Annotated in this window: 23 protein-coding genes; 16 read left to right on the top strand and 7 right to left on the bottom strand. The window is 69.7% G+C overall.

Features of this window, described 5'->3' with window-relative positions:
- The 3 genes from ACI3KX_RS18740 to ACI3KX_RS18750 all read left to right on the top strand — a co-directional run.
- On the top strand, window positions 1-369 hold a 369-nt coding region (locus tag ACI3KX_RS18740; protein ID WP_404910679.1), incomplete at its 5' end, for a histidinol dehydrogenase.
- Window positions 370-400: 31 nt separating this feature from the next.
- Window positions 401-892: a transcriptional regulator NrdR gene (nrdR, locus tag ACI3KX_RS18745; RefSeq protein ID WP_404910680.1), complete on the top strand. Its 492-nt coding sequence runs from the start codon at window positions 401-403 to the stop codon at window positions 890-892.
- Window positions 893-910: 18 nt separating this feature from the next.
- Complete coding sequence (locus ACI3KX_RS18750; protein ID WP_404910681.1) at window positions 911-1,936, top strand: quinone-dependent dihydroorotate dehydrogenase; 1,026 nt, start codon at window positions 911-913, stop codon at window positions 1,934-1,936.
- Between the two features lie 131 nt (window positions 1,937-2,067).
- Here ACI3KX_RS18750 and ACI3KX_RS18755 read toward each other — a convergent pair whose 3' ends face one another.
- Window positions 2,068-2,664 (bottom strand): DUF3043 domain-containing protein, encoded by a 597-nt coding sequence (locus ACI3KX_RS18755; RefSeq protein ID WP_363357532.1) that lies wholly within the window; start codon window positions 2,662-2,664, stop codon window positions 2,068-2,070.
- A 47-nt stretch (window positions 2,665-2,711) separates the two neighbouring features.
- Here ACI3KX_RS18755 and ACI3KX_RS18760 point away from each other — a divergent pair, with 47 nt between their 5' ends.
- The 6 genes from ACI3KX_RS18760 (at window position 2,712) to ACI3KX_RS18785 (ending at window position 8,743) form a co-directional block, all read left to right on the top strand.
- On the top strand, window positions 2,712-4,112 hold the full coding sequence (locus tag ACI3KX_RS18760; RefSeq protein WP_404910682.1) for a dipeptidase: 1,401 nt from the start codon (window positions 2,712-2,714) through the stop codon (window positions 4,110-4,112).
- Between the two features lie 129 nt (window positions 4,113-4,241).
- On the top strand, window positions 4,242-4,607 hold the full coding sequence (erpA, locus tag ACI3KX_RS18765) for an iron-sulfur cluster insertion protein ErpA (protein ID WP_404910683.1): 366 nt from the start codon (window positions 4,242-4,244) through the stop codon (window positions 4,605-4,607).
- A 169-nt stretch (window positions 4,608-4,776) separates the two neighbouring features.
- A complete protein-coding gene (coxB, locus tag ACI3KX_RS18770) occupies window positions 4,777-5,676 on the top strand; it encodes a cytochrome c oxidase subunit II (RefSeq protein WP_363357530.1) in 900 nt (299 codons plus the stop codon).
- 2 nt (window positions 5,677-5,678) lie between these two features.
- Window positions 5,679-7,442, top strand: a complete 1,764-nt coding sequence (gene ctaD / locus ACI3KX_RS18775) for a cytochrome c oxidase subunit I (protein ID WP_363357529.1) — start codon at window positions 5,679-5,681, stop codon at window positions 7,440-7,442.
- Window position 7,443: 1 nt separating this feature from the next.
- Window positions 7,444-7,878: a cytochrome c oxidase subunit 4 gene (locus tag ACI3KX_RS18780; RefSeq protein WP_349427721.1), complete on the top strand. Its 435-nt coding sequence runs from the start codon at window positions 7,444-7,446 to the stop codon at window positions 7,876-7,878.
- Window positions 7,879-7,933: 55 nt separating this feature from the next.
- Complete coding sequence (locus tag ACI3KX_RS18785) at window positions 7,934-8,743, top strand: PP2C family protein-serine/threonine phosphatase (protein WP_404910684.1); 810 nt, start codon at window positions 7,934-7,936, stop codon at window positions 8,741-8,743.
- Window positions 8,744-8,752: 9 nt separating this feature from the next.
- Here ACI3KX_RS18785 and ACI3KX_RS18790 read toward each other — a convergent pair whose 3' ends face one another.
- The 5 genes from ACI3KX_RS18790 to ACI3KX_RS18810 form a co-directional block, all read right to left on the bottom strand.
- Window positions 8,753-9,172 (bottom strand): rhodanese-like domain-containing protein, encoded by a 420-nt coding sequence (locus ACI3KX_RS18790; protein ID WP_404910685.1) that lies wholly within the window; start codon window positions 9,170-9,172, stop codon window positions 8,753-8,755.
- A gap of 195 nt (window positions 9,173-9,367) precedes the next feature.
- Window positions 9,368-11,224, bottom strand: a complete 1,857-nt coding sequence (locus ACI3KX_RS18795; RefSeq protein WP_404910686.1) for a cytochrome bc complex cytochrome b subunit — start codon at window positions 11,222-11,224, stop codon at window positions 9,368-9,370.
- Window positions 11,221-12,300: a Rieske 2Fe-2S domain-containing protein gene (locus tag ACI3KX_RS18800; protein ID WP_363357526.1), complete on the bottom strand. Its 1,080-nt coding sequence runs from the start codon at window positions 12,298-12,300 to the stop codon at window positions 11,221-11,223. Before ACI3KX_RS18800 ends, ACI3KX_RS18795 begins: the two co-directional genes overlap by 4 nt.
- A 37-nt stretch (window positions 12,301-12,337) precedes the next feature.
- Window positions 12,338-13,141, bottom strand: a complete 804-nt coding sequence (locus ACI3KX_RS18805) for a cytochrome c (protein ID WP_363357525.1) — start codon at window positions 13,139-13,141, stop codon at window positions 12,338-12,340.
- A gap of 20 nt (window positions 13,142-13,161) precedes the next feature.
- Complete coding sequence (locus tag ACI3KX_RS18810; protein ID WP_349427716.1) at window positions 13,162-13,803, bottom strand: heme-copper oxidase subunit III; 642 nt, start codon at window positions 13,801-13,803, stop codon at window positions 13,162-13,164.
- 187 nt (window positions 13,804-13,990) lie between these two features.
- Between ACI3KX_RS18810 and trpD the strand changes: the two genes are divergently transcribed.
- The 3 genes from trpD to ACI3KX_RS18825 all read left to right on the top strand — a co-directional run bounded on the left by trpD (window position 13,991) and on the right by ACI3KX_RS18825 (window position 16,658).
- Window positions 13,991-15,052 (top strand): anthranilate phosphoribosyltransferase, encoded by a 1,062-nt coding sequence (trpD, locus tag ACI3KX_RS18815; protein WP_404910687.1) that lies wholly within the window; start codon window positions 13,991-13,993, stop codon window positions 15,050-15,052.
- Between the two features lie 96 nt (window positions 15,053-15,148).
- A complete protein-coding gene (locus ACI3KX_RS18820; RefSeq protein WP_363357523.1) occupies window positions 15,149-15,637 on the top strand; it encodes an aromatic ring-opening dioxygenase LigA in 489 nt (162 codons plus the stop codon).
- A 19-nt stretch (window positions 15,638-15,656) separates the two neighbouring features.
- The gene (locus ACI3KX_RS18825) at window positions 15,657-16,658 is read left to right on the top strand and encodes a PHP domain-containing protein (RefSeq protein ID WP_404910688.1); all 1,002 of its coding nucleotides are present in this window, start codon (window positions 15,657-15,659) and stop codon (window positions 16,656-16,658) included.
- Window positions 16,659-16,667: 9 nt separating this feature from the next.
- On the opposite strand, the gene ACI3KX_RS18830 is transcribed toward ACI3KX_RS18825, so the two are convergent.
- Window positions 16,668-17,591: a 5'-3' exonuclease H3TH domain-containing protein gene (locus ACI3KX_RS18830; protein WP_404910689.1), complete on the bottom strand. Its 924-nt coding sequence runs from the start codon at window positions 17,589-17,591 to the stop codon at window positions 16,668-16,670.
- A 175-nt stretch (window positions 17,592-17,766) separates the two neighbouring features.
- Here ACI3KX_RS18830 and ACI3KX_RS18835 point away from each other — a divergent pair, with 175 nt between their 5' ends.
- From ACI3KX_RS18835 to ACI3KX_RS18850, 4 genes are all read left to right on the top strand, one after another.
- Window positions 17,767-18,696, top strand: a complete 930-nt coding sequence (locus ACI3KX_RS18835; protein ID WP_404910690.1) for a hypothetical protein — start codon at window positions 17,767-17,769, stop codon at window positions 18,694-18,696.
- Window positions 18,693-19,949: a cytidylyltransferase domain-containing protein gene (locus ACI3KX_RS18840; protein ID WP_404910691.1), complete on the top strand. Its 1,257-nt coding sequence runs from the start codon at window positions 18,693-18,695 to the stop codon at window positions 19,947-19,949. The genes ACI3KX_RS18835 and ACI3KX_RS18840 overlap by 4 nt, the downstream gene beginning before the upstream one ends.
- Window positions 19,946-20,818 (top strand): N-acetylneuraminate synthase family protein, encoded by an 873-nt coding sequence (locus tag ACI3KX_RS18845; RefSeq protein WP_349427709.1) that lies wholly within the window; start codon window positions 19,946-19,948, stop codon window positions 20,816-20,818. Before ACI3KX_RS18840 ends, ACI3KX_RS18845 begins: the two co-directional genes overlap by 4 nt.
- Window positions 20,815-21,889: DUF6716 putative glycosyltransferase (locus ACI3KX_RS18850; RefSeq protein WP_404910692.1), on the top strand; the 1,075-nt coding region annotated here is incomplete at its 3' end. The genes ACI3KX_RS18845 and ACI3KX_RS18850, both read left to right, overlap by 4 nt.

A 21,889-nucleotide genomic window follows, 5' to 3' on the forward strand; every position in this document is an offset into this window, starting at 1 on the left:
GCGATCGTCCTCGTGGACGACCTCGCCGCCGCGACGGCGTTCAGCAACGCCTACGCGCCCGAGCACCTGGAGCTGCACCTCGCCGACCCCCGCCCGGAGGAGTTCGTGCACGCGGGCGCGGTGTTCGTCGGCGCCGACTCGCCGGTGAGCCTCGGCGACTACCTCGCCGGAAGCAACCACGTGCTCCCGACCGGCGGGCAGGCGCGGTACTCGGCGGGTCTGTCGGCCGCGACGTTCCTGCGTCCGCAGCAGGTCATCGAGTACGACCGCGACGCCCTCGCGGTCGTCCGCGACGCCATCGTGACGCTGGCCGAAGCCGAGGCGCTTCCCGCGCACGGCGAGGCGATCACGGCTCGGTTCGAGGACTGAGGCCGGATTCCCGGCGTAGGCTGTCTCTGCCATGCACTGCCCGTTCTGCCGCCACGCCGATTCGCGCGTCATCGACTCGCGCACCAGCGACGACGGTCTCAGCATCCGTCGCCGGCGTCAGTGCCCCCAGTGCGGCGGCCGCTTCACGACGATCGAGACCGCCAGCCTCAACGTGATCAAGCGCTCCGGCGTGATCGAGCCGTTCAGCCGCGAGAAGGTCATGTCGGGCGTGCGTAAGGCCTGTCAGGGGAGACCCGTGACGGATGTCGATCTCGCGGTACTCGCGCAGACGGTGGAGGAGAGCATCCGCCAGACCGGCGCCTCGCAGCTCGACGCCAACGAGATCGGGCTGGCGATCCTCGGGCCGCTGCGTGACCTGGACGAGGTCGCCTACCTGCGGTTCGCGAGCGTCTACCAGGCCTTCGACTCGCTCGAGGACTTCGAGGCGGCGATCGAGCAGCTGCGCGTCGACCACGGGCGCGCGCCCGCACACGAGGACAGCGCGGCGGCCGCGGGGGAGTGACCGGATAGCCTAGGAGGGATGTATCCCCTCCTCTTCCGCACCGTGCTGTCGCGCATGGATCCCGAGTCCGCCCACCACGCCGCGATGGTCGTGATCCGCGTCCTGGGTGTGCCGCCCTTCTCGTGGGTCGCACGCGCGATCACCCGGCCGGCGCCCGAGCTCGCGACCACGGCGCTGGGGCTCACGTTCGACTCGCCGTTCGGCGTCGCCGCAGGCTTCGACAAGGATGTCACCGGCGCCGCGGGCCTGCACGCGCTGGGATTCGGTCACGTCGAGGTCGGGACGGTGACGGCGATCCCGCAGGACGGGAACCCGCGCCCGAGGCTCTTCCGGCTCATCCCCGATCGCGCCGTCGTGAACCGCATGGGGTTCAACAACCACGGCGCCCAGGCGGCGGCGGCACGTCTGCGGCGCCTGCGCAAGCGCTCACGTCGTACGGTGCTCGGCGTCAACATCGGCAAGAGCCGGGTGGTCGACGTCGCCGATGCGACGGCGGACTACGTCCGAAGTGCGACCCTGCTGGCGCCGCTGGCCGATTACCTCGTCGTCAACGTCTCGTCGCCGAACACGCCCGGTCTGCGCGGCCTGCAGGCGGTCGAGACGCTGCGCCCGCTGCTGGACGCCGTGCGCGCGGCAGCAGGCGTGACGCCGCTGCTGGTGAAGATCGCGCCCGATCTCTCTGACGACGAGGTCGTCGCGATCGCGCAGCTCGCCGTCGATGCGGGGCTCGCGGGCATCATCGCGACCAACACGACGATCTCTCGCGAGGGCCTCGTCACCGACCCGCCCACGATCGCCGCGGCCGGCGACGGCGGCCTGTCGGGGGCGCCGCTGAAGACGCGCGCGCTCGAGGTGCTGCGCCTCCTGCGCGAGACGGTGCCGGCCGACTTCGCGGTGATCTCCGTCGGCGGGGTCGAGACCGCCGCCGACGTGCAGGAGCGGTTGGATGCCGGCGCCACGCTGGTGCAGGGCTACACGGCCTTCCTCTACCGCGGGCCGCTGTGGGCACGGCAGATCAACCGCGGTTTGGCCGCGCGCCGCTGAGGCAGTCCGGCCCAGGACGTCCTGTGATCAGGCGGGCGGCCTTCCTCTACCGCGGGCCGCTGTGGGCACGGCAGATCAACCGCGGTTTGGCCGCGCGCCGCTGAGGCAGTCCGGCCCAGGACGTCCTGTGATCAGGCGGGCTTCTGGCCGCGCTTGACCTGCGGCTTCGGCAGGCGCAGGAACCGCATCTGCACGGTCCGCATGGCGGCGTACCAGCCGAGACCCTTCTCCGCCTTGCCCTCGCCGAACTTCTTCTTCACCGCGCGCTTGACCGTGATCGACGTGATCACCATGTCGCCGATCACGAAGAAGATGAAGATCCAGAGGCCCACGAACGCGTAGTACTGCAGCGCTGGGATGGGAAGGAACGTCGCCAGGATCACGAGCACCATCGCGGGCATGACCGCCTCGCCCAGGTGCCAGCCGGCGTCGACCCAGTCACGCACGAACTTGCGCTGGGGGCCCTGGTCGCGCGCGGGGAGGTAGCGCTGGTCGCCGTTGGCCATGCCGATGCGGGCCTTCTCGCGCTGCGTGGCGAGGTCGGCCTTCGCGCGGGCCTTCGCCTCCTTCGTGTCGGCGACGAGGGGGCGCTTGCGCGCGGCCTCCTGCTCGGCGCGGGAAGGAGTGGGGCGTCCCTTGGGCGAGGGACCGCCGAGGGGGACGCCGTTCAGCGCGGTGCCCTCCGACGGTGCGTCGTTGGACGAAGGTGCTGCAGGTGTCTTGGCCACGGATGATCCTCGATGTGCGGAGTAGGGGTGCACTTAAGATTACCCGCATGAGCTCTGACCTCTCCCGACAGGATGCTGTGCGCGACGCCGCGGCATCCGGCATCCCTTCCGCACTCGCCGATCTCGGGACGCTGGTGCGCATCCCGTCCGTCGCATTCCCCGGGTTCGACCCCGCAGAGGTGCAGCGCAGCGCCGAGGCGGTCGCCGGGCTGGTGCGCGACACCGGACTGTTCGAGACCGTCGAGATCCGTTCGGCTGTCATCCCGGCCACGGGGGAGCGGGGCAGCCCTGCCGTCGTGGCCACGCGCGCCGCCCGCAACGGCCGGCCGACGATCCTGCTGTACGCGCACCACGATGTCCAGCCCGTCGGCGACGAGTCGTTGTGGGAGTCGTCGCCCTTCGAGCCGACGATCCGCGGCGGCCGGCTGTACGGCCGGGGCGCCGCCGACGACAAAGCCGGCATCATGGCGCACCTCGCCGCGCTCCGCGCGCTCAAGGAGGCCCTCGGCGAGGACTTCGACCTCGGTGTCGCCCTGTTCTTCGAGGGTGAGGAGGAGGCGGGATCGCGCTCGTTCGCGCAGTTCCTCTCCGACAACGCGGACGCCCTCCGCGCCGACGTGATCGTCGTCGCGGACTCGGGCAACTGGGACGCGAAGACGCCCGCGCTGACGGTGTCGCTGCGCGGCAACTCCCGCTTCACGCTGCGGGTGCGCACGCTCGAGCACGCGTCGCACTCCGGCATGTTCGGGGGAGCCGTGCCCGACGCGATGATGGCGACCGTCAAGCTGCTCTCCACGCTGTGGGACGACGACGGGGCGGTCGCCGTGGCGGGCCTGACGGAACGGGATGCCGACACCCCGCCGTACAGCGAGGAGACGCTGCGCGACGAGGCCGGGCTACCGGCGGGCGTCTCGCCGGTCGGCCGGGGCACGATCCTCAGCCGCATCTGGAACAAGCCGTCGATCACGGTGACCGGCATCGACGCGCCCACCGTGGTCAACGCGTCGAACACGCTGAGCCCCGAGATCTCGGTCGTCATCAGCGCCCGCATCGCGCCCGGTCAGGCCGCACGCGACGCGTACGCCGCCATCGAGGCGCACCTGCGCGCGCACGCGCCGTTCGGCGCCCAGCTGGAGTTCAGCGACCAGGACTTCGGCGACGCGTTCCTCGTGGACACCTCGGGCTGGGCCGTCGAGGCGGCGCGCGAGGCGCTGCACGAGGGATACGGCGTCGAGTCCGTGGACATCGGCGTCGGCGGGTCCATCCCCTTCATCGCCGACCTGGTGCGGGAGTTCCCGGGCGCGCAGATCCTCGTGACGGGTGTCGAGGACCCCCACGCGAAGGCGCACAGCCCGAACGAGTCGCTGCACCTGGAGACCTTCCGCAACGCCGTCCTGGCCGAGGCGCTGCTGCTCGAGAAGCTCGACGCGCGTACCGCGCAGGCGTAGGCCGTCTCCGAGATCGGCGTGGACACGCCGATCTCGGAGCCTCCTCCCGGCGGGCACGCGTAGAATCGACGCATCCCGCCGCCCGCAGTGGATGATGAACGATCCGGGCGGCCCTTCCGGAGGAGTGCCATGACCGACACCGCACTGACGACCGAGCTGACCGCCCGTGAGCATGGCGTGCTGCTGACCGACGCCGCCGCCGGCAAGGTCAGGAACCTGCTCGAGCAGGAAGGCCGCGACGACCTGCGCCTGCGCGTCGCCGTGCAGCCCGGCGGCTGCAGCGGCCTGATCTACCAGCTGTACTTCGACGAGCGCTACCTCGACGGCGACAAGACCGTCGATTTCAACGGCGTCGAGGTGATCATCGACGACATGAGCGTTCCGTACCTCGACGGCGCCACGATCGACTTCAAGGACACCATCTCGGAGCAGGGGTTCACCATCGACAACCCCAACGCGGCGGGCTCGTGCGCCTGCGGCGACAGCTTCCACTGATCGGTCTCGGATCCGACACTTTTCCGGCGGGTCCGGCGCGCTTCGAATGGCGCCCGGGCCCGCCTTTTTTGATCCCTGGGACACGATCCAACCTGGGCGGATGGCCTGAATCCCCTGGACGCTTGCCCTAGACTGGCGAGAGTCCTGTTCGTGATCGGAAAGGTGCACCGTGCCTTCGAAACGCCGTATCCGCTGGGCCGTTCTCCCGCTCGGGATCGCAACGGCAGCAGTCCTCGCCGGATGCACCCCGACCGAGCTGCACGGCTTCCTCCCCGGGTTCACCGAAGACGGCCAGCCGGCCACGAATCACACCGACATGGTCGCGGGCCTCTGGGTCAACTCGTGGATCGTCCTGCTCGCCGTCGGCGTCGTCACGTGGGGCCTCATGGGCTGGGCGGCGATCGCCTACCGGCGTCGCAAGGGCCAGATGGGGCTTCCCGTCCAGCTGCGCTACAACATGCCGATCGAGATCTTCTACACGATCGTGCCGCTCATCCTCGTCATCGGCTTCTTCGCCTTCACGGCACGCGACCAGACGGTCCTCGAGACGCAGTACGACGACCCCGACGTGTCGATCACGGCGATCGGCAAGCAGTGGTCGTGGGACTTCCAGTACGACGGCGAGACCGACGACGACACCGTGTGGACCATGGGCGTCCAGGCCCAGACGGACGAGCGCGGCGACGTCATCAGCGAGCTCCCGACCCTGGTGCTGCCTGTCGGCGAGACGGTCAAGATCAAGCTGCAGTCGCGCGATGTCATCCACTCCTTCTGGATCATCGACTTCCTGTACAAGAAGGACATGTACATCGGCAAGGACAACTACTGGTCCTTCACGCCGACCCGCGAGGGCACGTACAACGGCAAGTGCGCCGAACTGTGCGGCGAGTACCACTCGATGATGCTGTTCAACGTGGATGTCGTGAGCCCGGAGGAGTACGAGGACTACCTCGACTCGCTGCGCGAAGCCGGCCAGACCGGTGACATCAACGACGCCTATGACCGCCTGCAGAATGCGCCCGGGACGGGCGCCACGGGCGAGGCGTCAGACGAAGAGGGAGACCACTGATCATGGCGACGACGCTTCCGCTCCAGGAGACGACGCAGGGTCGCCCGACCACCCTGCCGCCGCGTCAGGCCGCTCTGCTCAGCGCTTCGCGCGTCGAGCAGAAGGGCAACATCATCGTCAAGTGGATCACCTCCACCGACCACAAGACGATCGGCTACCTGTACCTCATCTCGTCCGTCATCTTCTTCCTCCTCGGCGGAGTGATGGCGCTGATCATCCGTGCGGAGCTCTTCGAGCCCGGGATGCAGATCATCCCGACGAAGGAGCAGTACAACCAGCTCTTCACGATGCACGGCACGATCATGCTGCTGATGTTCGCGACGCCGCTGTTCGCGGGCTTCGCGAACGCGATCCTGCCGCTGCAGATCGGTGCGCCGGATGTCGCGTTCCCGCGTCTCAACGCGTTCGCCTTCTGGCTGTTCCTGTTCGGATCGACGATCGCCGTCGCCGGATTCCTCACCCCGCAGGGCGCGGCGTCGTTCGGATGGTTCGCGTATCAGCCGCTCGCCAACGCCAGCTTCTCTCCGGGCGCGGGTGGAAACCTCTGGATGCTCGGCCTCGGCATGAGCGGCTTCGGCACGATCCTCGGCGCGGTCAACTTCATCACGACCATCATCACGATGCGCGCGCCGGGCATGACCATGTGGCGCATGCCGATCTTCTCGTGGAACACGCTGATCACCAGCATCCTGGTCCTGATGGCGTTCCCGGTGCTGGCCGCCGCCATCCTCGCCGCCGCGGCCGACCGTGTGCTCGGTGCTCACATCTACGACCCGGCCAACGGCGGCGTGCTGCTGTGGCAGCACCTGTTCTGGTTCTTCGGTCACCCCGAGGTGTACATCATCGCGCTGCCGTTCTTCGGCATCGTGTCGGAGATCTTCCCGGTCTTCAGCCGCAAGCCGATCTTCGGCTACAAGACGCTCGTCTACGCGACGATCGCGATCGCGGCGCTCTCGGTCGCCGTGTGGGCTCACCACATGTACGTGACCGGCGCGGTGCTGCTGCCGTTCTTCGCCCTCATGACGATGCTCATCGCGGTGCCCACCGGCGTGAAGATCTTCAACTGGATCGGCACGCTCTGGCGAGGCTCCGTGACGTTCGAGACCCCGATGGTCTTCGCACTCGGCTTCCTCGTCTCGTTCGTCTTCGGTGGTCTCACGGGCGTCATCCTCGCCTCGCCGCCGCTGGACTTCGCCCTGTCGGACTCGTACTTCGTCGTGGCGCACTTCCACTACGTGGTCTTCGGCACGGTCGTGTTCGCGATGTTCGCCGGCTTCTACTTCTGGTGGCCCAAGTGGACGGGGCGGATGCTCAACGAGCGCCTCGGCTACGTGCACTTCTGGATGCTGTTCATCGGCTTCCACATGACGTTCCTCATCCAGCACTGGCTGGGCGTCGACGGCATGGTGCGCCGCTACGCGGACTACTCGGAAGCGGACGGCTGGACCTGGCAGAACCAGGTGTCGACGATCGGCGCTGTCATCCTCGGCGCGTCGATGATCCCGTTCCTCTTCAACGTGTGGATCACCTCGCGCAAGGCGCCGCGAGTGACCGTCAACGACCCGTGGGGCTACGGCGCATCGCTCGAGTGGGCGACCTCGTGCCCGCCGCCGCGTCACAACTTCACGTCGATCCCGCGCATCCGCAGCGAGCGGCCCGCATTCGACCTGAACCACCCCGAGGCGGGCATCCCGGTCGGCGTCGGTCCGGCCAAGGACGCGCCCGAAGCCCCGGTTGCCGACCTCGCCGAGGGAGAGGTGAAGTAAGGTGCGCACCAACACCGGACTCTGGTGGCTGCTGTCCGCGTTCTTCCTGTTCGTGGGAGCCGTCTACACCGGCTGGAGCATCATCGCCCACCCCGACGTGCCGTGGTACCAGGGCATCGAATGGGTCGGCAGCGTGGCACTGCTGTTCACGGCGCTCATGGGCGCACTCATCGCGTTCTACATCGGTCGGGTGCACAACGCCCAGGGCGGCGAGCTGCCCGAGGACGTCCTCACCGCCGACATCGACGACGGTGACCCGGAGCTCGGCGAGTTCAGCCCGTGGTCGTGGTGGCCCATCGTGCTCGCCTTCTCGGCGGCGCTCGGCATGATCGGCCTGGCGGTGGGCGCGTGGCTCATGCCCATCGGCATCGGCGTCTTCGTCGTGGCGATCGTCGGCTGGGTGTACGAGTACTACCGCGGATACTTCGCCCGCTGATCGGCGAGCCGACGCTCCGCGTGACCTTCCGCACGACGTGCCCGGAGGCCCGTTCATGACGGGCCTCCGGGCACGTCTGCATGCCGCCGCCTGCTCCGACACCGGCCCGCACCGCGCGACCAACCAGGACGCCGCGTTCACGGCGCCGTGGGGTGCGGCGGTCGCAGACGGCGTCGGCGGCGGTCCCGCCGGCGACCTGGCCTCGGCCACCTTCGTCCATCGCCTCGCGGCGGGCCGGCTGGACGGACTCGAGCCGGTGCAGCTGGCCGACAGCGTGCGTTCGGCCAACTGGGATCTCCGCGCCCACGTCGAGCGCGATCCGTCGCTGAGCGGCATGGCGACGACGTTCACGGGCCTCTTCGCCGACCGCGACGGCGGGGTGCTGCTCGCACACACCGGCGACTCTCGCGCCTACCGGCTGCGCGGGACGGAGCTCACCCAGATGAGCCGCGACGACTCGCTCGTACAGGCGCTCGTCGACCAGGGACTGGTCTCGATCGCCGAGGCCGCCTCCCACCCGCGCCGCAACCTCATCACCGCGTCGCTCAGCGGCGCCGAGCGCGACTCCGCGGTGGTGACAGCCTTCGACGCGCCGGTCGGGGATCGCTGGATGCTGTGCAGCGACGGCCTCACCGACTACGTTCCGGATGCCGACATCCGCGCGATCCTGAACGGCATCGGCGATGCGGCGGCGGCCGCCGCGGCGTGCGTGGCCCTCGCGCTGGACACCGGCAGCCGGGACAACGTCACCGTCGTGGTGTGCGACGTCGTCGATCCCGCGCTGGACAGCGCGGGCGCGTTCGGCCAGACGTCGTTCTACGGATCGGCCGCCACGCGGTACATGGAAGGGCTCGAGTCGGCCTGAGGCGGCCGGTCAGCTCTCCACCTTCGTGCGGACGACCATCACCTGTGAGTCGAACACGCGGGGGAGTTCGCCTTCGTCGTTCTCGGTCGGCTGCCCTTCACGCACCCAGTACTCGTAGCCGCCGATCATCTCCTTGACGGCATAGCCGAGCTTCGCGAACTCGAGCGCACCCTTCGCGCCGGCGTTGCAGCCAGGGCTCCAGCAGTACACGACCACCGGTGTCGCGGCGTCGATCTCGCGCGGCGCGCGCTCGGCGATCTCTCGATAGGGCATGTGAACGGCCCCACGGATGCGCCCTTGCGCCCATGCCTCGTCACCGCGGACATCCACGAGGATGAACCGCTCCCCGTCCTTCTGCGCGGCGTACACATCGGATGCGTCCGTCTCGAGGGCGAGCTTGGCGGAGAAGTAGGAGAGCGCGTCGGTCATGAACCCACGGTACGACAGCGCTGTGCTGCGCGATCGGGGATGCGCGGTCAGAGGGCGTGCGATTCCTGCCGTTCCGGGAGACCGCCCGCGACGGGGGAGCGAGCAGCATGCGTCGTGCCGGCGACGACAATGCCGGATGCCCCGGCACGATCCTGGTGATCGTGCCGGGGCATCCGGCGGCGCAGCGGAGACGACCTACTGGTCGGACTCCTTCTCGCGGTTCTTCGGCGACTTCGTTCCCTGCTCCGGCTCGGGCACGATGACGTTCGAGGGGCGCACCGGCACCTCGCTGTTCCTGCCGTCGTCGATCGGCTTGTGCGGGGCATCCGGGACACCGGCGCGCTCGTGCGCACCCTGGATCTCGAGGTCCTCCTCCTCGGCGATGTGGCCGAGCTCGTGGTGCTGATGTGCCAGCGCCGCGTCGAGCTCGCTCTGCGAGACCGGCGTGAGGCGGTCCTCGAAGAACCAGCGCGAGATGGACGCGCGGAGGTTCTCATGCCACGGGATGCGTCCCTGAGCGTTCGGGCGGACCACGAGCGGCTCGTAGGTGTCGAAGTCGGCGAGCTTGAAGCGCTCGTACTCGTCGACGGGCTGGTGCACCTCGATGTACTCGCCACCGGGCAGGCGGACGATGCGTCCCGACTCGTAGCCGTGCAGGGCGATCTCGCGATCCTTCTTCTGCAGCGCGACGCAGATGCGCTTCGTCACGAAGTACGCGATCACCGGTCCGATGATCAGCAGCGCCTGCAGCGTGTGGATGACTCCCTCCATCGTCAGCCAGAAGTGCGTGGCGATGATGTCGGAGGCCGCCGCGGCCCAGAGCACTGCGTAGAACGTGACACCGGCGGCACCGATGGCGGTGCGCGTCGCGGCGTTGCGGGGACGCTGTGCGATGTGGTGCTCGCGCTTGTCGCCGGTGACCCACGACTCGATGAAGGGGTAGATCAGCACGAGGACGATGAACAGACCGAGGACGGCCAGCGGCACGAGGATGTTGAACGACCACGTGCGGTCGAGGAAGACGAACTCCCAGCCCGGCGGCACCAGTCGCAGCGCGCCGTCCGCGAAGCCGATGTACCAGTCGGGCTGGGTTCCGGCGGAGACGGGGGACGGGTCGTAGGGGCCGTAGTTCCAGATCGGGTTGATCGTGAACAGCGAGGCGATGAGCACGATCACGCCGAACGTGATGAACAGGAACCCGCCCATCTTGGACATGTACACCGGCATCATCGGGTAGCCCACGACGACGCTGTTGGTGCGCCCGGCGCCCGCGAACTGCGTGTGCTTGTTGATCACCATCAGCATGAGGTGGACGACGAGCAGGCCGACCAGGATCGCAGGCAGCAGAAGGATGTGCAGGGTGTACAGGCGCCCGACGATCGCGTCGCCCGGGAACTGCCCGCCGAACAGCAGGAACGAGGTCCACGTGCCGATGATCGGGATGCCCTTGACCATGCCGTCGATGATGCGCAGGCCGTTGCCCGACAGCACGTCGTCGGGGAGCGAGTAGCCCGTGAAGCCCTCGCCCAACGCCAGGATGAAGAGGATGAAGCCGATCACCCAGTTGAGCTCGCGCGGCTTGCGGAACGCACCGGTGAAGAAGACGCGCAGCATGTGCACGCCGATCCCGGCGATGAACACGAGGGCGGCCCAGTGGTGCATCTGGCGAACCAGGAGACCGCCGCGGAGGTCGAACGAGATCTCGAGGGTCGATGCCATGGCGGCCGACATCTCGATGCCGCGCATCGGGATGTACGCGCCGTTGTAGTGCGTCTCGACCATCGACGCCTGGAAGAAGAACGTCAGGAACGTGCCGGAGAGCAGCACGACGACGAACGCCCACAGAGCGATCTCGCCGAGCATGAACGACCAGTGGTCGGGGAAGATCTTGCGGCCGAGCTCCTTGACGAAGCCCGAGAGGCTCGTGCGCTCGTCGATGTAGTTCGCGGTGGCGCCGATGAAGCGGCCGCCGAGGGGCTTGTCGCGCCCGTTCGGCGACACGGGCGCCGCGGGAGGAGCCTCAGGCTGCTCGGTGACGGTTGAGGTGCTCAATGACGCTCCCAGAAGCTCGGGCCGACGGGCTCGTTGAAGTCGCTCCTCGCGATGAGGTAGCCCTCGTCGTCGACGGTGATGGGCAGCTGCGGCAGAGGACGCGCGGCCGGTCCGAAGAGGACCTTCGCGTGGTCGGTGACGTCGAACTGCGACTGGTGGCAGGGGCACAGGAGGTGGTGCGTCTGCTGCTCGTACAGGGCCACCGGGCAGCCGACGTGCGTGCACACCTTGGAGTACGCGACGATGCCGTTGTACGACCACTCCTTGCGCTCCTCGGACTCGACCAGCTGCTCGGGGAGCAGACGGACCAGGAGGACGATCGCCTTGGCCTTCTCGTCGAGGTAGCCCTCGCTGTGCGACACCTCGGCCAGAGCCTCGGGGATCACGTGCACGGCGGAGCCGAGGGTGAGGTCCGCAGCGCGGATGGGCTCGCCCGAAGGGTCGTGCGCCAGGCGCATGCCCTCCTTCCACATGGTGTGCTCGAGGAGGTACACCGGGTCGCCCGCGTGCGGCTTCTCGGGCGAGTTGAACGGTGCGAGTCCGCGGAACAGCACCACGCCCGGGACGACCGAGGCGACGAGTGCGGCGATCAGCGAGTTGCGGATCATCACGCGACGGCCGAAGCCGGACTCGGCATCCGCGTCGGCGAAGGCCTTGATCGCGGCCTCACGCGTGGTGTCGCGACCACGCGTGGCGTGACGGGGCTCGACGAACTCCCGGTCGGACATGACGGCCTTGGACCAGTGGATCGCGCCGACGCCGATCGCCAGCAGGGCGAAGGCGATGCCGAGACCGATGAAGAGGTTGTTGTTGCGGATGTCGACGATCCGCCCGCTCTCGATCGGGAACAGCATGTACGCCGCGATGGCCCAGATGCTGCCGGCGATCGACAGGTAGAAGAGCGTGTAGACGCCCCGGACCGCCCGCTTCATCGAAGCGGGATCCTTGTCTGTCATCCGCTCGCGATGCGGCGGGAGGCCAGGGTTGTGCACCGGGTCGGGGACCGCGACGGCGAGCCCGGGGGAGGGCTTCCAGGAAGCCCTCTCGTGCTCGAGCGGGTCGTCCTCGTGGGCCATGCTGCTCCTCGTCAGTGTTGCGTGTGTCGTACGTAGATCAGTTGGACTTCGCCGTGATCCACACGGTGATGGCGATCAGCGAACCGATCCCGAAGATCCAGATGAAGAGGCCCTCGGAGACGGGGCCGAGCGAGCCGAGCGTGAATCCGCCGGCCGACTCGTTGTCCTGCAGATAGAGCAGGTAGGTGATGACGTCGCGCTTCTCTTCGGTGGTCAGCGTCATGTCGTTGAACACCGGCATGTTCTGCGGTCCGGTGACCATCGCCGCGTACATGTTGAGCGGAGTCGTCGTGTGCAGGTTCGGTGCGTACTTGCCCTCGGTGAGCGCACCGCCGGCGCCGGCGACGTTATGGCACATCGCGCAGTTGATGCGGAAGAGCTCGCCGCCCTCCGACGCGTTGCCCTCGCCGTCCAGCACCTCGTCGTCCGGGTAGGTGGGACCGGGGGCGATGGACTGGATGTAGGCGCCCACCGCGGCGATCTGCTCGTCGGTGAACTGAGCCGGCTTCTGCGGAGCCTGGGGCCCCTGCATCTGCAGCGGCATACGACCGGTGCTCATCTGGAAGTGCACCGCGAGCTCGCCGACGCCGTACAGCGACGGACCGTCTTCGGTGCCCTGCACGTCCAGGCCGTGGCAGGTGGCGCAGTTCGCCTGGAACAGCTTCTTGCCGTCCTCGGCGGTGAGCGCGGAGTTGGTCACCGTCTCAGGTGTCGTCGCCGCCATCGCGGCGGATGCCCCGGCGTAGACGCCGCCGGTGATGAGCAGGCCGATGCCGATCAGTGCGGCTGCGGCCCAGGGGCTGCGGCGGCCTTTCGAGCGGCGCGTGGACTCTCGTGCCATTTCGGGTTACAGCTCCGCTCTCACTTGAGGAAGTAGATGACGAGGAACAGGGCGATCCAGACGACGTCGACGAAGTGCCAGTAGTACGACACGACGATCGAGGACGTCATCTCTTTGCGCCCGAAGTTCTTGACGGCGTACGCGCGGCCGATCACGAGTAGGAAGGCGATGAGGCCGCCCGTGACGTGGAGGGCGTGGAAGCCGGTGGTGAGGTAGAACGCCGAGGCGTACGAGTTCGCGCTGATGGGCATGCCCTCGGCGACGAGCTGGGCGTACTCCCACACCTGGCCCGAGACGAAGATCGCGCCGAGCGCGAAGGTGAGCCAGAACCACTCGACCATGCCCCAGCCGAGCCAGCCGCGCTTCTTCAGCGAATACGGCTGGAAGCGCTCGGCGGCGAACACGCCCATCTGGCACGTCACGGAGGACAGCACCAGGATGATCGTGTTGACGGTCGCGTAGGGGATGTTCAGCAGCTGCGTCTCCTGCGCCCACAGTTCGGGCGAGGTGCTGCGCAGGGTGAAGTAGATCGCGAACAGGCCGGCGAAGAACATCACCTCGCTGCCGAGCCACACGATGGTTCCGACAGCGACCGGATCCGGCCGCTTGACGGACCGCATGGCCTGGGAGTAGGTCGCTGTGGAGGTCGTCACGCTCCCCATTATGGCCGATTCAGGGCCGTGATTTTCGCATCGGAGGGCATGTCTTCACCCGTGCTGGAACTTAGGGGAGCCTAAGAGGACCCTGCGACTCTGCCGTGAACACGTGGTGAAGACGCAGAATCGCACGAGGCGGGACGCCGTGTCACGAAAAGGTTCCGATTCGCGTGCCCGGCTAGGCTTCTCGGTTATGGCGGAGCTGTACACCTGGCCGGGAATCCTCACCACGCTGCTGGAGCGGCGCGACCTCAGCGTCTCGGAGTCGACGTGGGCGATGCGCCAGATCATGTCGGGCAGCGCCACGCCTTCCCAGCTGGGCGGATTCCTGGTCGCGCTGCGCGCCAAGGGCGAGACGGTCGACGAGATCGTCGGCTTCCGCGACGCGATCCTCGAGGCGGCGTTGCCGCTGCCCGTCGACGCTGCGGTGCTCGACATCGTCGGCACCGGAGGCGACCGCTTCGGCACCGTCAACGTCTCCACGATGGCGGCGCTCGTGGCCGCGGCATCCGGAATCCCCGTCGTCAAGCACGGCAACCGGGCGGCCAGCTCGTCGTCGGGCTCGTCGGACGTGCTCGGCGCGCTCGGCATCGACCTCACGCTCTCACCGGACGCCGTCGCCGAGACGCTCTCGCGGGCCGGCATCACATTCGCGTTCGCGGCCGCATTCCACCCCGGCTTCAAGCACGCCGGCGCGACGCGCAGCGAGCTCGGCGTGCCGACCGTGTTCAACTTCCTCGGGCCGCTGTGCAACCCTGCGCGGGCCGAGGCGAACGCCGTCGGCGTCGCGCACCTCGACCGGGTGCCGCTCATCACCGGCGTGTTCCAGACCCGCGGCGCGACGGCGCTCGTCTTCCGCGGCGACGACGGCCTGGACGAGCTCACCACGACCGGGCACAGCCGGCTGTGGGAGGTCAGCCGCGGCGACATCCACGAGCACGACCTCGACCCGCGCGACCTCGGCATCCCGCTGGCGGACATCGACGACCTTCTCGGCGGCGATCCCGCGCACAACGCCGCAGTCGTGCACCGCGTGCTCGGCGGCGAGCAAGGGCCGGTGCGCGACATCGTCCTGCTCAACGCGGCGGCCGGCATCGTCGCGTACCGGCTGTTCCGTGACGCCGCTCAGGTGCAGCGACCGATCCTCGAGCGGCTCGCAGAGGCCCGCGACGACGCCGCGGCCGCGATCGACTCGGGCGCGGCCACGGCGACGCTCGAGCGCTGGGTCGAGGCCACGAAGGCGTTCGCGCGCTGACGCCGACACGCCGCTTCTGCACCGCGCGCGGTCTTCCGTCGCGCCGGGGGGCGCCGATAGCGTGTGCCACAACGCACCCGTGATCGAGGAGGACGCATGAGTCAGGAAGAGCCCCGCACCGCCGATGTGATCGAGCCTCCCGAGAAGAAGGTCGGGCTGGTGAAGGCGATCGGGATCCTCGGCATCGTGGGCGGCGTCCTGCTGATCGTGGTGGGGGTGATCGCATGGATCGGCGTCACCAACCAGCTGATGGCGGAGAACATCACGATTCCCGACGACGCTGCGGCGTTCCAGGGCCAGCAGGTGACCGGGCCCTTCACCGCGTACGTCCAGGCCGACATCATCAACCACCACGCGCTGGAGGCGTCGGACGGCAAGACGTACGCCGAGCTCGACCAGGACGATCCGGTGCGCGCGACGGTGATGCAGGCGTCGTTCCTGCGCGCCTCGCTGTTCACCTCGGTCGTCGCGTACGGCGTCGCGCTGTTCGCCGCCGGCATGGGCGTGCTGGCGATCCTGTTCGGCTGGGCGATCCACCGGCTGGCGAGCGTGCCGGTGGTGATCAAGCGGGCGAACGTCGTCTGACCAGGCCGCCGTACACGACGTGAACCCCCACGACGCGCTCACCGAGATCGCGACGCTGCTCGAACGGGAGCGGTCGTCGCGGTACAAGTCGAAGGCGTTCCGGGCGGCGGCCGACGCCATCGAGGGTGTGACCGACGCGGAGCTGCGGGACTCCGCAGCCCTGCGCCGGCGCAAGGGCATCGGCGAATCCACCTTCGCGGTGATCCAGCAGGCGCTGGGCGGCGAGGTGCCCGGCTACCTCGTCGATCTGCGCGAGCGGGCCGGCGTGCAGCGCGCCTCGACGCTGCGACCGCTGCTGCGCGGCGATCTGCACGCGCACAGCGACTGGTCGGACGGTCTCACCTCCATCGACCTGATGGTCGAGGCCGCGCGGGCGCTCGGCCATGAGTACCTCGCGCTCACCGACCACTCGCCGCGGCTGCGGGTGGCGAACGGTCTCTCCTCGGAGCGCCTGCGCGCGCAGCTCGAGGTGGTCGCGGGGATGAGCGGCGACGGCTTCACGCTCCTGTCGGGCATCGAGGTCGACATCCTCGAGGACGGCTCGCTGGACCAGGAGAGCGAGATGCTCGAGCGGCTCGACATCGTCGTGGCCTCGGCCCATTCGAAGCTGCGGATGGAGCGCGGGCCGATGACGAGGCGGCTGGTCACCGCGGTGTCGGATCCGCACACCGACGTGCTCGGCCACGTCACGGGCCGGCTCGTCGAGGGCTCCCGGGGGACGAGACCGCCCTCGACGTTCGATGCGCGTGCGGTGTTCGAGGCGTGCGAGGCGCACGGCGTCGCGGTCGAGATCAACTCCCGGCCCGAGCGCCAGGACCCGCCCGATGAGCTGATGACCCTGGCGCTGGAGATCGGATGCCTCTTCTCGATCGACTCGGACGCGCACGCGCCCGGGCAGCTCTCGCTGCTCGACTACGGCGCCGAGCGCGCCGAGCGGCTGGGCGTGCCGCCGGAGCGCATCGTCACGACGTGGCCGCTGTCGCGGCTCCGTGAGTGGACGGGACGCGATCGCGGCGCCTGACCCGCCTGATCAGACGGCGTCGAGCGCGTCGACGATGCGCGTCATCGCGGTGCCGAGCGCCCAGCGTTCGGCGAGGGCCGCGGCATCCGTCTTCGCCCGCTCGTCGAGCGGACGCAGCCGAGAATCGGGCACCTCGAGCGGCAGGTCGCGGACGACGGCCACGACCTGTGGGGCGACGGCGAGGTAGGGCAGGCCCGCGAGCACCTTCGATCGCACGCCGGCGGACATCCCCCCGCCGAGCTCGGCGGCGGCGATGATCCCCTCGAGATCGCCGAAGGTCGCCAGCAGCCCGGCCGCGGTCTTCTCGCCGATGCCGGCGACACCGGGCAGGCCGTCCGAGGAGTCGCCGCGGAGGGTGGCGAAGTCGGCGTACTGCGACGGCAGCACGCCGTACTTGGCGACGACCGCGGCGTCAGTGAGCACCTCGAGGTTGCTCATGCCGCGGGCGGTGTACACGACGCGGACGTCGCGCGCGTCGTCGACGAGCTGGAAGAGATCACGGTCGCCGGTCACGATGTCGACGGGCATGGTGGCGGTCGTCGCGAGCGTGCCGATGACGTCGTCGGCCTCGTGGGCCGCCGCTCCGACGATGCGGATGCCGAGGGCGTCGAGCGCCTCGCGGATCACGGGCACCTGCACCTCGAGGGGATCGGGCACCTCTTCGACGTCGGGGCCGCCGGCGACGACCTCGGCGACGCGATGCGTCTTGTACGTCGGGATCAGGTCCACGCGCCACTGCGGCCGCCAGTCGTCGTCCCAGCACGCCACGAGGTGCGTCGGACGGTAGGTCGTCACCAGCCGCGTGATGATGTCGAGGAATCCGCGCACCGCGTTGACGGGCCGGCCGTCCGGGGCGCGCACCGTGTCGGGCACCCCGTAGAACGCGCGGAAGTAGAGGGATGCGGAATCGAGCAGCATCAGGCGGTCGGTCACGCGTTCATCCTGGCATGCGGCTCCGACGCCCGCACGAGCGCGCGGCGACACCTGTCGTTCATCTGCCGGACCGGCGAGCGTCGCCCGTCGGCACCCGTCGCGTTCACGTCTCGCACCCACCGTGGGGAGACAGCCGTGAGCCCCTTGCGAGGGCACGGCCGCGAGAGGAGACGCCATGGGTCGCGAGGATGTGCTGGCCTGGGTCGAGTCGCCCCTGCAGCTGATCGGCGCCGCCGAGTGGGCTGCGTCGCACCGCACGACCGTGCCCGTCGCCGGACGGCTGACCCCGCAGATCTCCGCCACCGCGGACGAGCTGCTCGCGCGCGGCGCACGTTTCGGCGAGCTGGCGCCGTACCTCGGCATCCCGTGGAGCCTGCTCCCCCGTCACCGCCACTGGCTCGTCGGCGACGGCTTCTCGGGGCAGTTCCGGCTCGCCGCCGCCGTGCTCCGCCCGCACCGCATCACGTTCCTCGACGACGGCGCGTACGCCATCGCCTACGCTGACGCCCTGCTGGGCCGCCGTCCCTACGCGCGTCCGAACGTCGCAGAGCGGGGGCTCACCACCGCCGTCGCCCCGTTCGCCGCCGAGCTCGTGCATCGCCGGGCGGTATCGCGACGCGCCGGCATGTTCACGGCGTTCGACCTCGGCGAGGATCGCCTCGACGCCCTCGCCGACCGCGGATTCGGCATCCGGCGCCATGACTTCTCGTGGACGCGGGCCGCCGCGCCCGCCGCACCGGCGCTCGGCCGCCGCATCGTGCTCGGCAGTGCGCTCCCGGTCGACGGACGCATGATGCTGATCGACTACGTGCGGTGGGTGCGGGATGCCGCGGCCGGCGGCGCCGTGTACCTCCCGCACCGCAGGGAGTCGCCCGAGCAGCTCGACGCCGTCGCGACGGTGCCCGAGCTGCGTATCCATCAGACCGGACTGCCGGTGGAGCTCGTGCTGGCCGGAGCCCGGCAGCCGCTCGACGTGCACACGCTGCCGTCGAGCACGACCACGACGCTTCCCCTCGTGCTCGCGGGAACCGGGTCGACGGTGTTCACCGATGTGATCGGACGCAGCGGACGCGCGCGCCGCTCAGCGCGGACGGCAGCCGCATGAGCGAGACGGTGGCGATCATCCCCGCGCGCGGCGGCTCGAAGGGCATCCCGCGAAAGAACCTGCAGCGCGTCGGCGGCGTGCCGCTCGTGGCGCGCGCGGTCGAGGCGGCGCGGAGGTGCCCGGCGATCGACCGGGTCGTCGTGACGACCGACGACGCCGACATCGCCGCGGTCGCCGCGGAATGGGGCGCCGAGATCGTCGAGCGGCCCGTCGACCTGTCGGGCGACGAGGCGCGGAGCGAGACGGCCCTGCTCCACGCCCTCGACACCCTCGAGGAGCGCAAGGTCGACGTGGGCGTGGTCGCGTTCCTGCAGGCCACCTCGCCGTTCATCGACGTCGAGGCGCTCACCGCGGCCGTGCAGCTCGTGCGATCGCGGCGTCGCGACAGCGTGTTCTCGGCGGTCGAGACCTACGGCTTCCTGTGGGAGAAGGGCATCGGCGACGCGGCCGAGCCGGTCAACCACGAGATCGACGTGCGGCCGCGCCGGCAGGATCGGGAACCCCACTACCTCGAGACCGGCGGGTTCTACGTGGTGCGCGCCGCGGGCTTCCGGGTGGCCCAGCACCGGTTCTTCGGCAGCGTCGGCATCGCCGAGGTCGACCCGCGCACAGCGATCGAGATCGACACCGTCCACGAGCTGGAGCTCGCGCGGCGGCTCGCAGCCGTCGTCGACCGGAACGCCCGGGGCGATCGGGCGATCTCGGTCGACGCCGTCGTGACGGATTTCGACGGGGTCCATACCGACGACACCGTGCGCGTCGACCAGAACGGCCTCGAATCGGTGACCGTGAGCCGATCGGACGGCATGGGCGTCTCGTTGCTGCGTGCCGCCGGCATCCCCGTCCTGATCCTGTCCACCGAGGCGAATCCCGTCGTCGCGGCCCGCGCGCGCAAGCTCGGCGTCGAGGTGCGCCAGGCCGCGGCCGACAAGGCGGCCGTGCTGCGTGAGTGGGCCGACGACCAGCGCATCGCGCTGTCGCGGATCGCGTACCTCGGCAACGACGTCAACGACCTCGCCTGCCTCGAGCTCGTCGGGTGGCCGGTGGCGGTGCCCGACGCCCACCCCCTCGTCCTCTCCGCCGCGCGCGTCGTCCTCGACCGCCGGGGCGGCGACGGCGCCGTGCGCGATCTCGCCGAGCGCGTGCTCGCGGGCGCGTCCTCGACCGCCGGGTCCGTCCTTCGTGCGGCCGCAGGCCCGGCCGGGCGAGGCGAAGCATCCGATCACCCCACTGCACCACTGGAGGCCTCATGACCGTCACCATCGGATCCCGCGTCGTCGGAGGCGGGCGTCCCGCCTACGTCATCGCCGAGATCGGTCTCAACCACAACGGCGACGTCGAACTCGCCAAGCGGCTCATCGATGTCGCCGCCGATGCCGGCGCGGACGCCGTGAAGTTCCAGAAGCGCACGCCGGAGATCGCCACCCCCGAGCACATGCGCGACATCCCGCGCGACACGCCGTGGGGTCGGATGACGTACCTCGAGTACCGTCGCCGCGTCGAGTTCGACCGCGAGCAGTACATCGAGATCTCGGACCATGCGCTGCTGCGCGGCCTCGAGTGGTTCGCGTCGCCGTGGGACGTGCCGAGCGTCGCCTTCCTCGAAGACCTGGGCGTCGTCGCGCACAAGGTGGCCTCGGCGTCGCTCACCGACGTGGAGCTGCTCCAGGCGCTGCGCGACACCGGCAAGCCCGTCATCCTGTCGACCGGCATGTCGACGAGCGAGCAGATCGACGCGGCGATAGAGGTGCTCGGCACCGACCGCCTCGTACTCATGCACGCGACCTCGACCTATCCGATGGAGCCCGAAGAGGCGAACATCCGCATGATCCCGGCCCTGCGCGATCGCTACCCGGGTGTACCCGTCGGCTATTCGGGACACGAGCGCGGGCTTCAGATCTCGCTCGCCGCGGTCGCGCTGGGCGCGGTCGCGGTCGAGCGGCACATCACCCTCGACCGCACGATGTGGGGCTCCGACCATGCGGCGTCGCTCGAGCCGGCGGGCCTGCAGCACCTGGTGCGCGACATCCGCGTCATCGAGGCAGCGCTCGGCGACGGCGTCAAGCGTGTCTACCCCGGTGAGCTCGCGCCCATGGCGAAGCTGCGCCGCGTCCCCGCGTGAGTCCGCACGCGCCGGGCGACGGCAGGCCACGCGTCGTCGCGATCGCCGACACCGACTCCTACGTGAAGTGGGCGGCGGCGCTCCTCGGCGGCGTCGCGAAGCGATGGGATGCCGCGCTGCTGGTGCTCGAGACGCCCCTGGTCGTCAGCGACGGGCAGCTCGCCTCGGCCCTCAGCGGCAGCCGCCTTCCGCGCGAGCGCGTGGAGCGCGTCTCGTACGGCCGGCTGGGCGCTCGTCTCGCCGAGCTGGGGGCAGACGTGGTCGTACTGGGAGGGCGCGGTCCGCTGGTGCGTGTGCTGGCCCGTGAGATCGCGGCGCTGCCGCAGCGACCGGTCGTCGTGACGGGTCTCCCGGGGATCTCGATCCCGGCCACGCGCCGGGCCGTCGTCTACCGGCTGCAGTGCGACCTCTTCGTGGTGCACTCACGGCGCGAGGTGCGGGAGTTCGGCGCGCTGTCGGTGCGCACCGGGTACGCGCACCGCTACGCCCTCGCCACGCTGCCGTTCGCCCGCGGCGCGCGCGTGTCGGGGTCGGCCACCGGTGCGAGCAGGGGAGCAGGCGGCGATCTCGTCTTCGCCGCGCAGGCCAAGGTGCCCGCCGAACGCGCTGAGCGTCTGGGGATCGCCCGGATGCTCGTGCGTGCGGCCGAGGCCGACCCGTCGCGGCGGGTGGTGCTGAAGCTGCGGGCCGCGACCGGTGAGCATCAGACGCACGTCGAGCAGGACGGCTACCCCGAGCTGCTCGCCGCCCTCGGTCCGCTGCCGCCGAATCTCGTCACCTCGACGGCCCCGATGCGTAAGGCCCTCGCGACCGCGGAGGGCCTCGTCACCGTCAGCTCGACCGCCGCGATCGAGGCGATCGCGCGCGGCATCCCCGTCATCGCCCTCGACACGTACGGCGTCTCGCCGCAGCTGATCAACGAGACGCTCGCCGACGCCGACCTGCTCGCGAGCGAGGAGGACGTCGTCGCGCGCCGGTTCCGGCATCCGGATCCGGAATGGCTCGACGAGAACTACTTCCATCCACCGGACGCCGACGACTGGACCGACCACGTGGAGGCTCTGCTGGCGC

Source organism: Microbacterium sp. ZW CA_36, from assembly GCF_044987475.1.
Classification (GTDB): domain Bacteria; phylum Actinomycetota; class Actinomycetes; order Actinomycetales; family Microbacteriaceae; genus Microbacterium.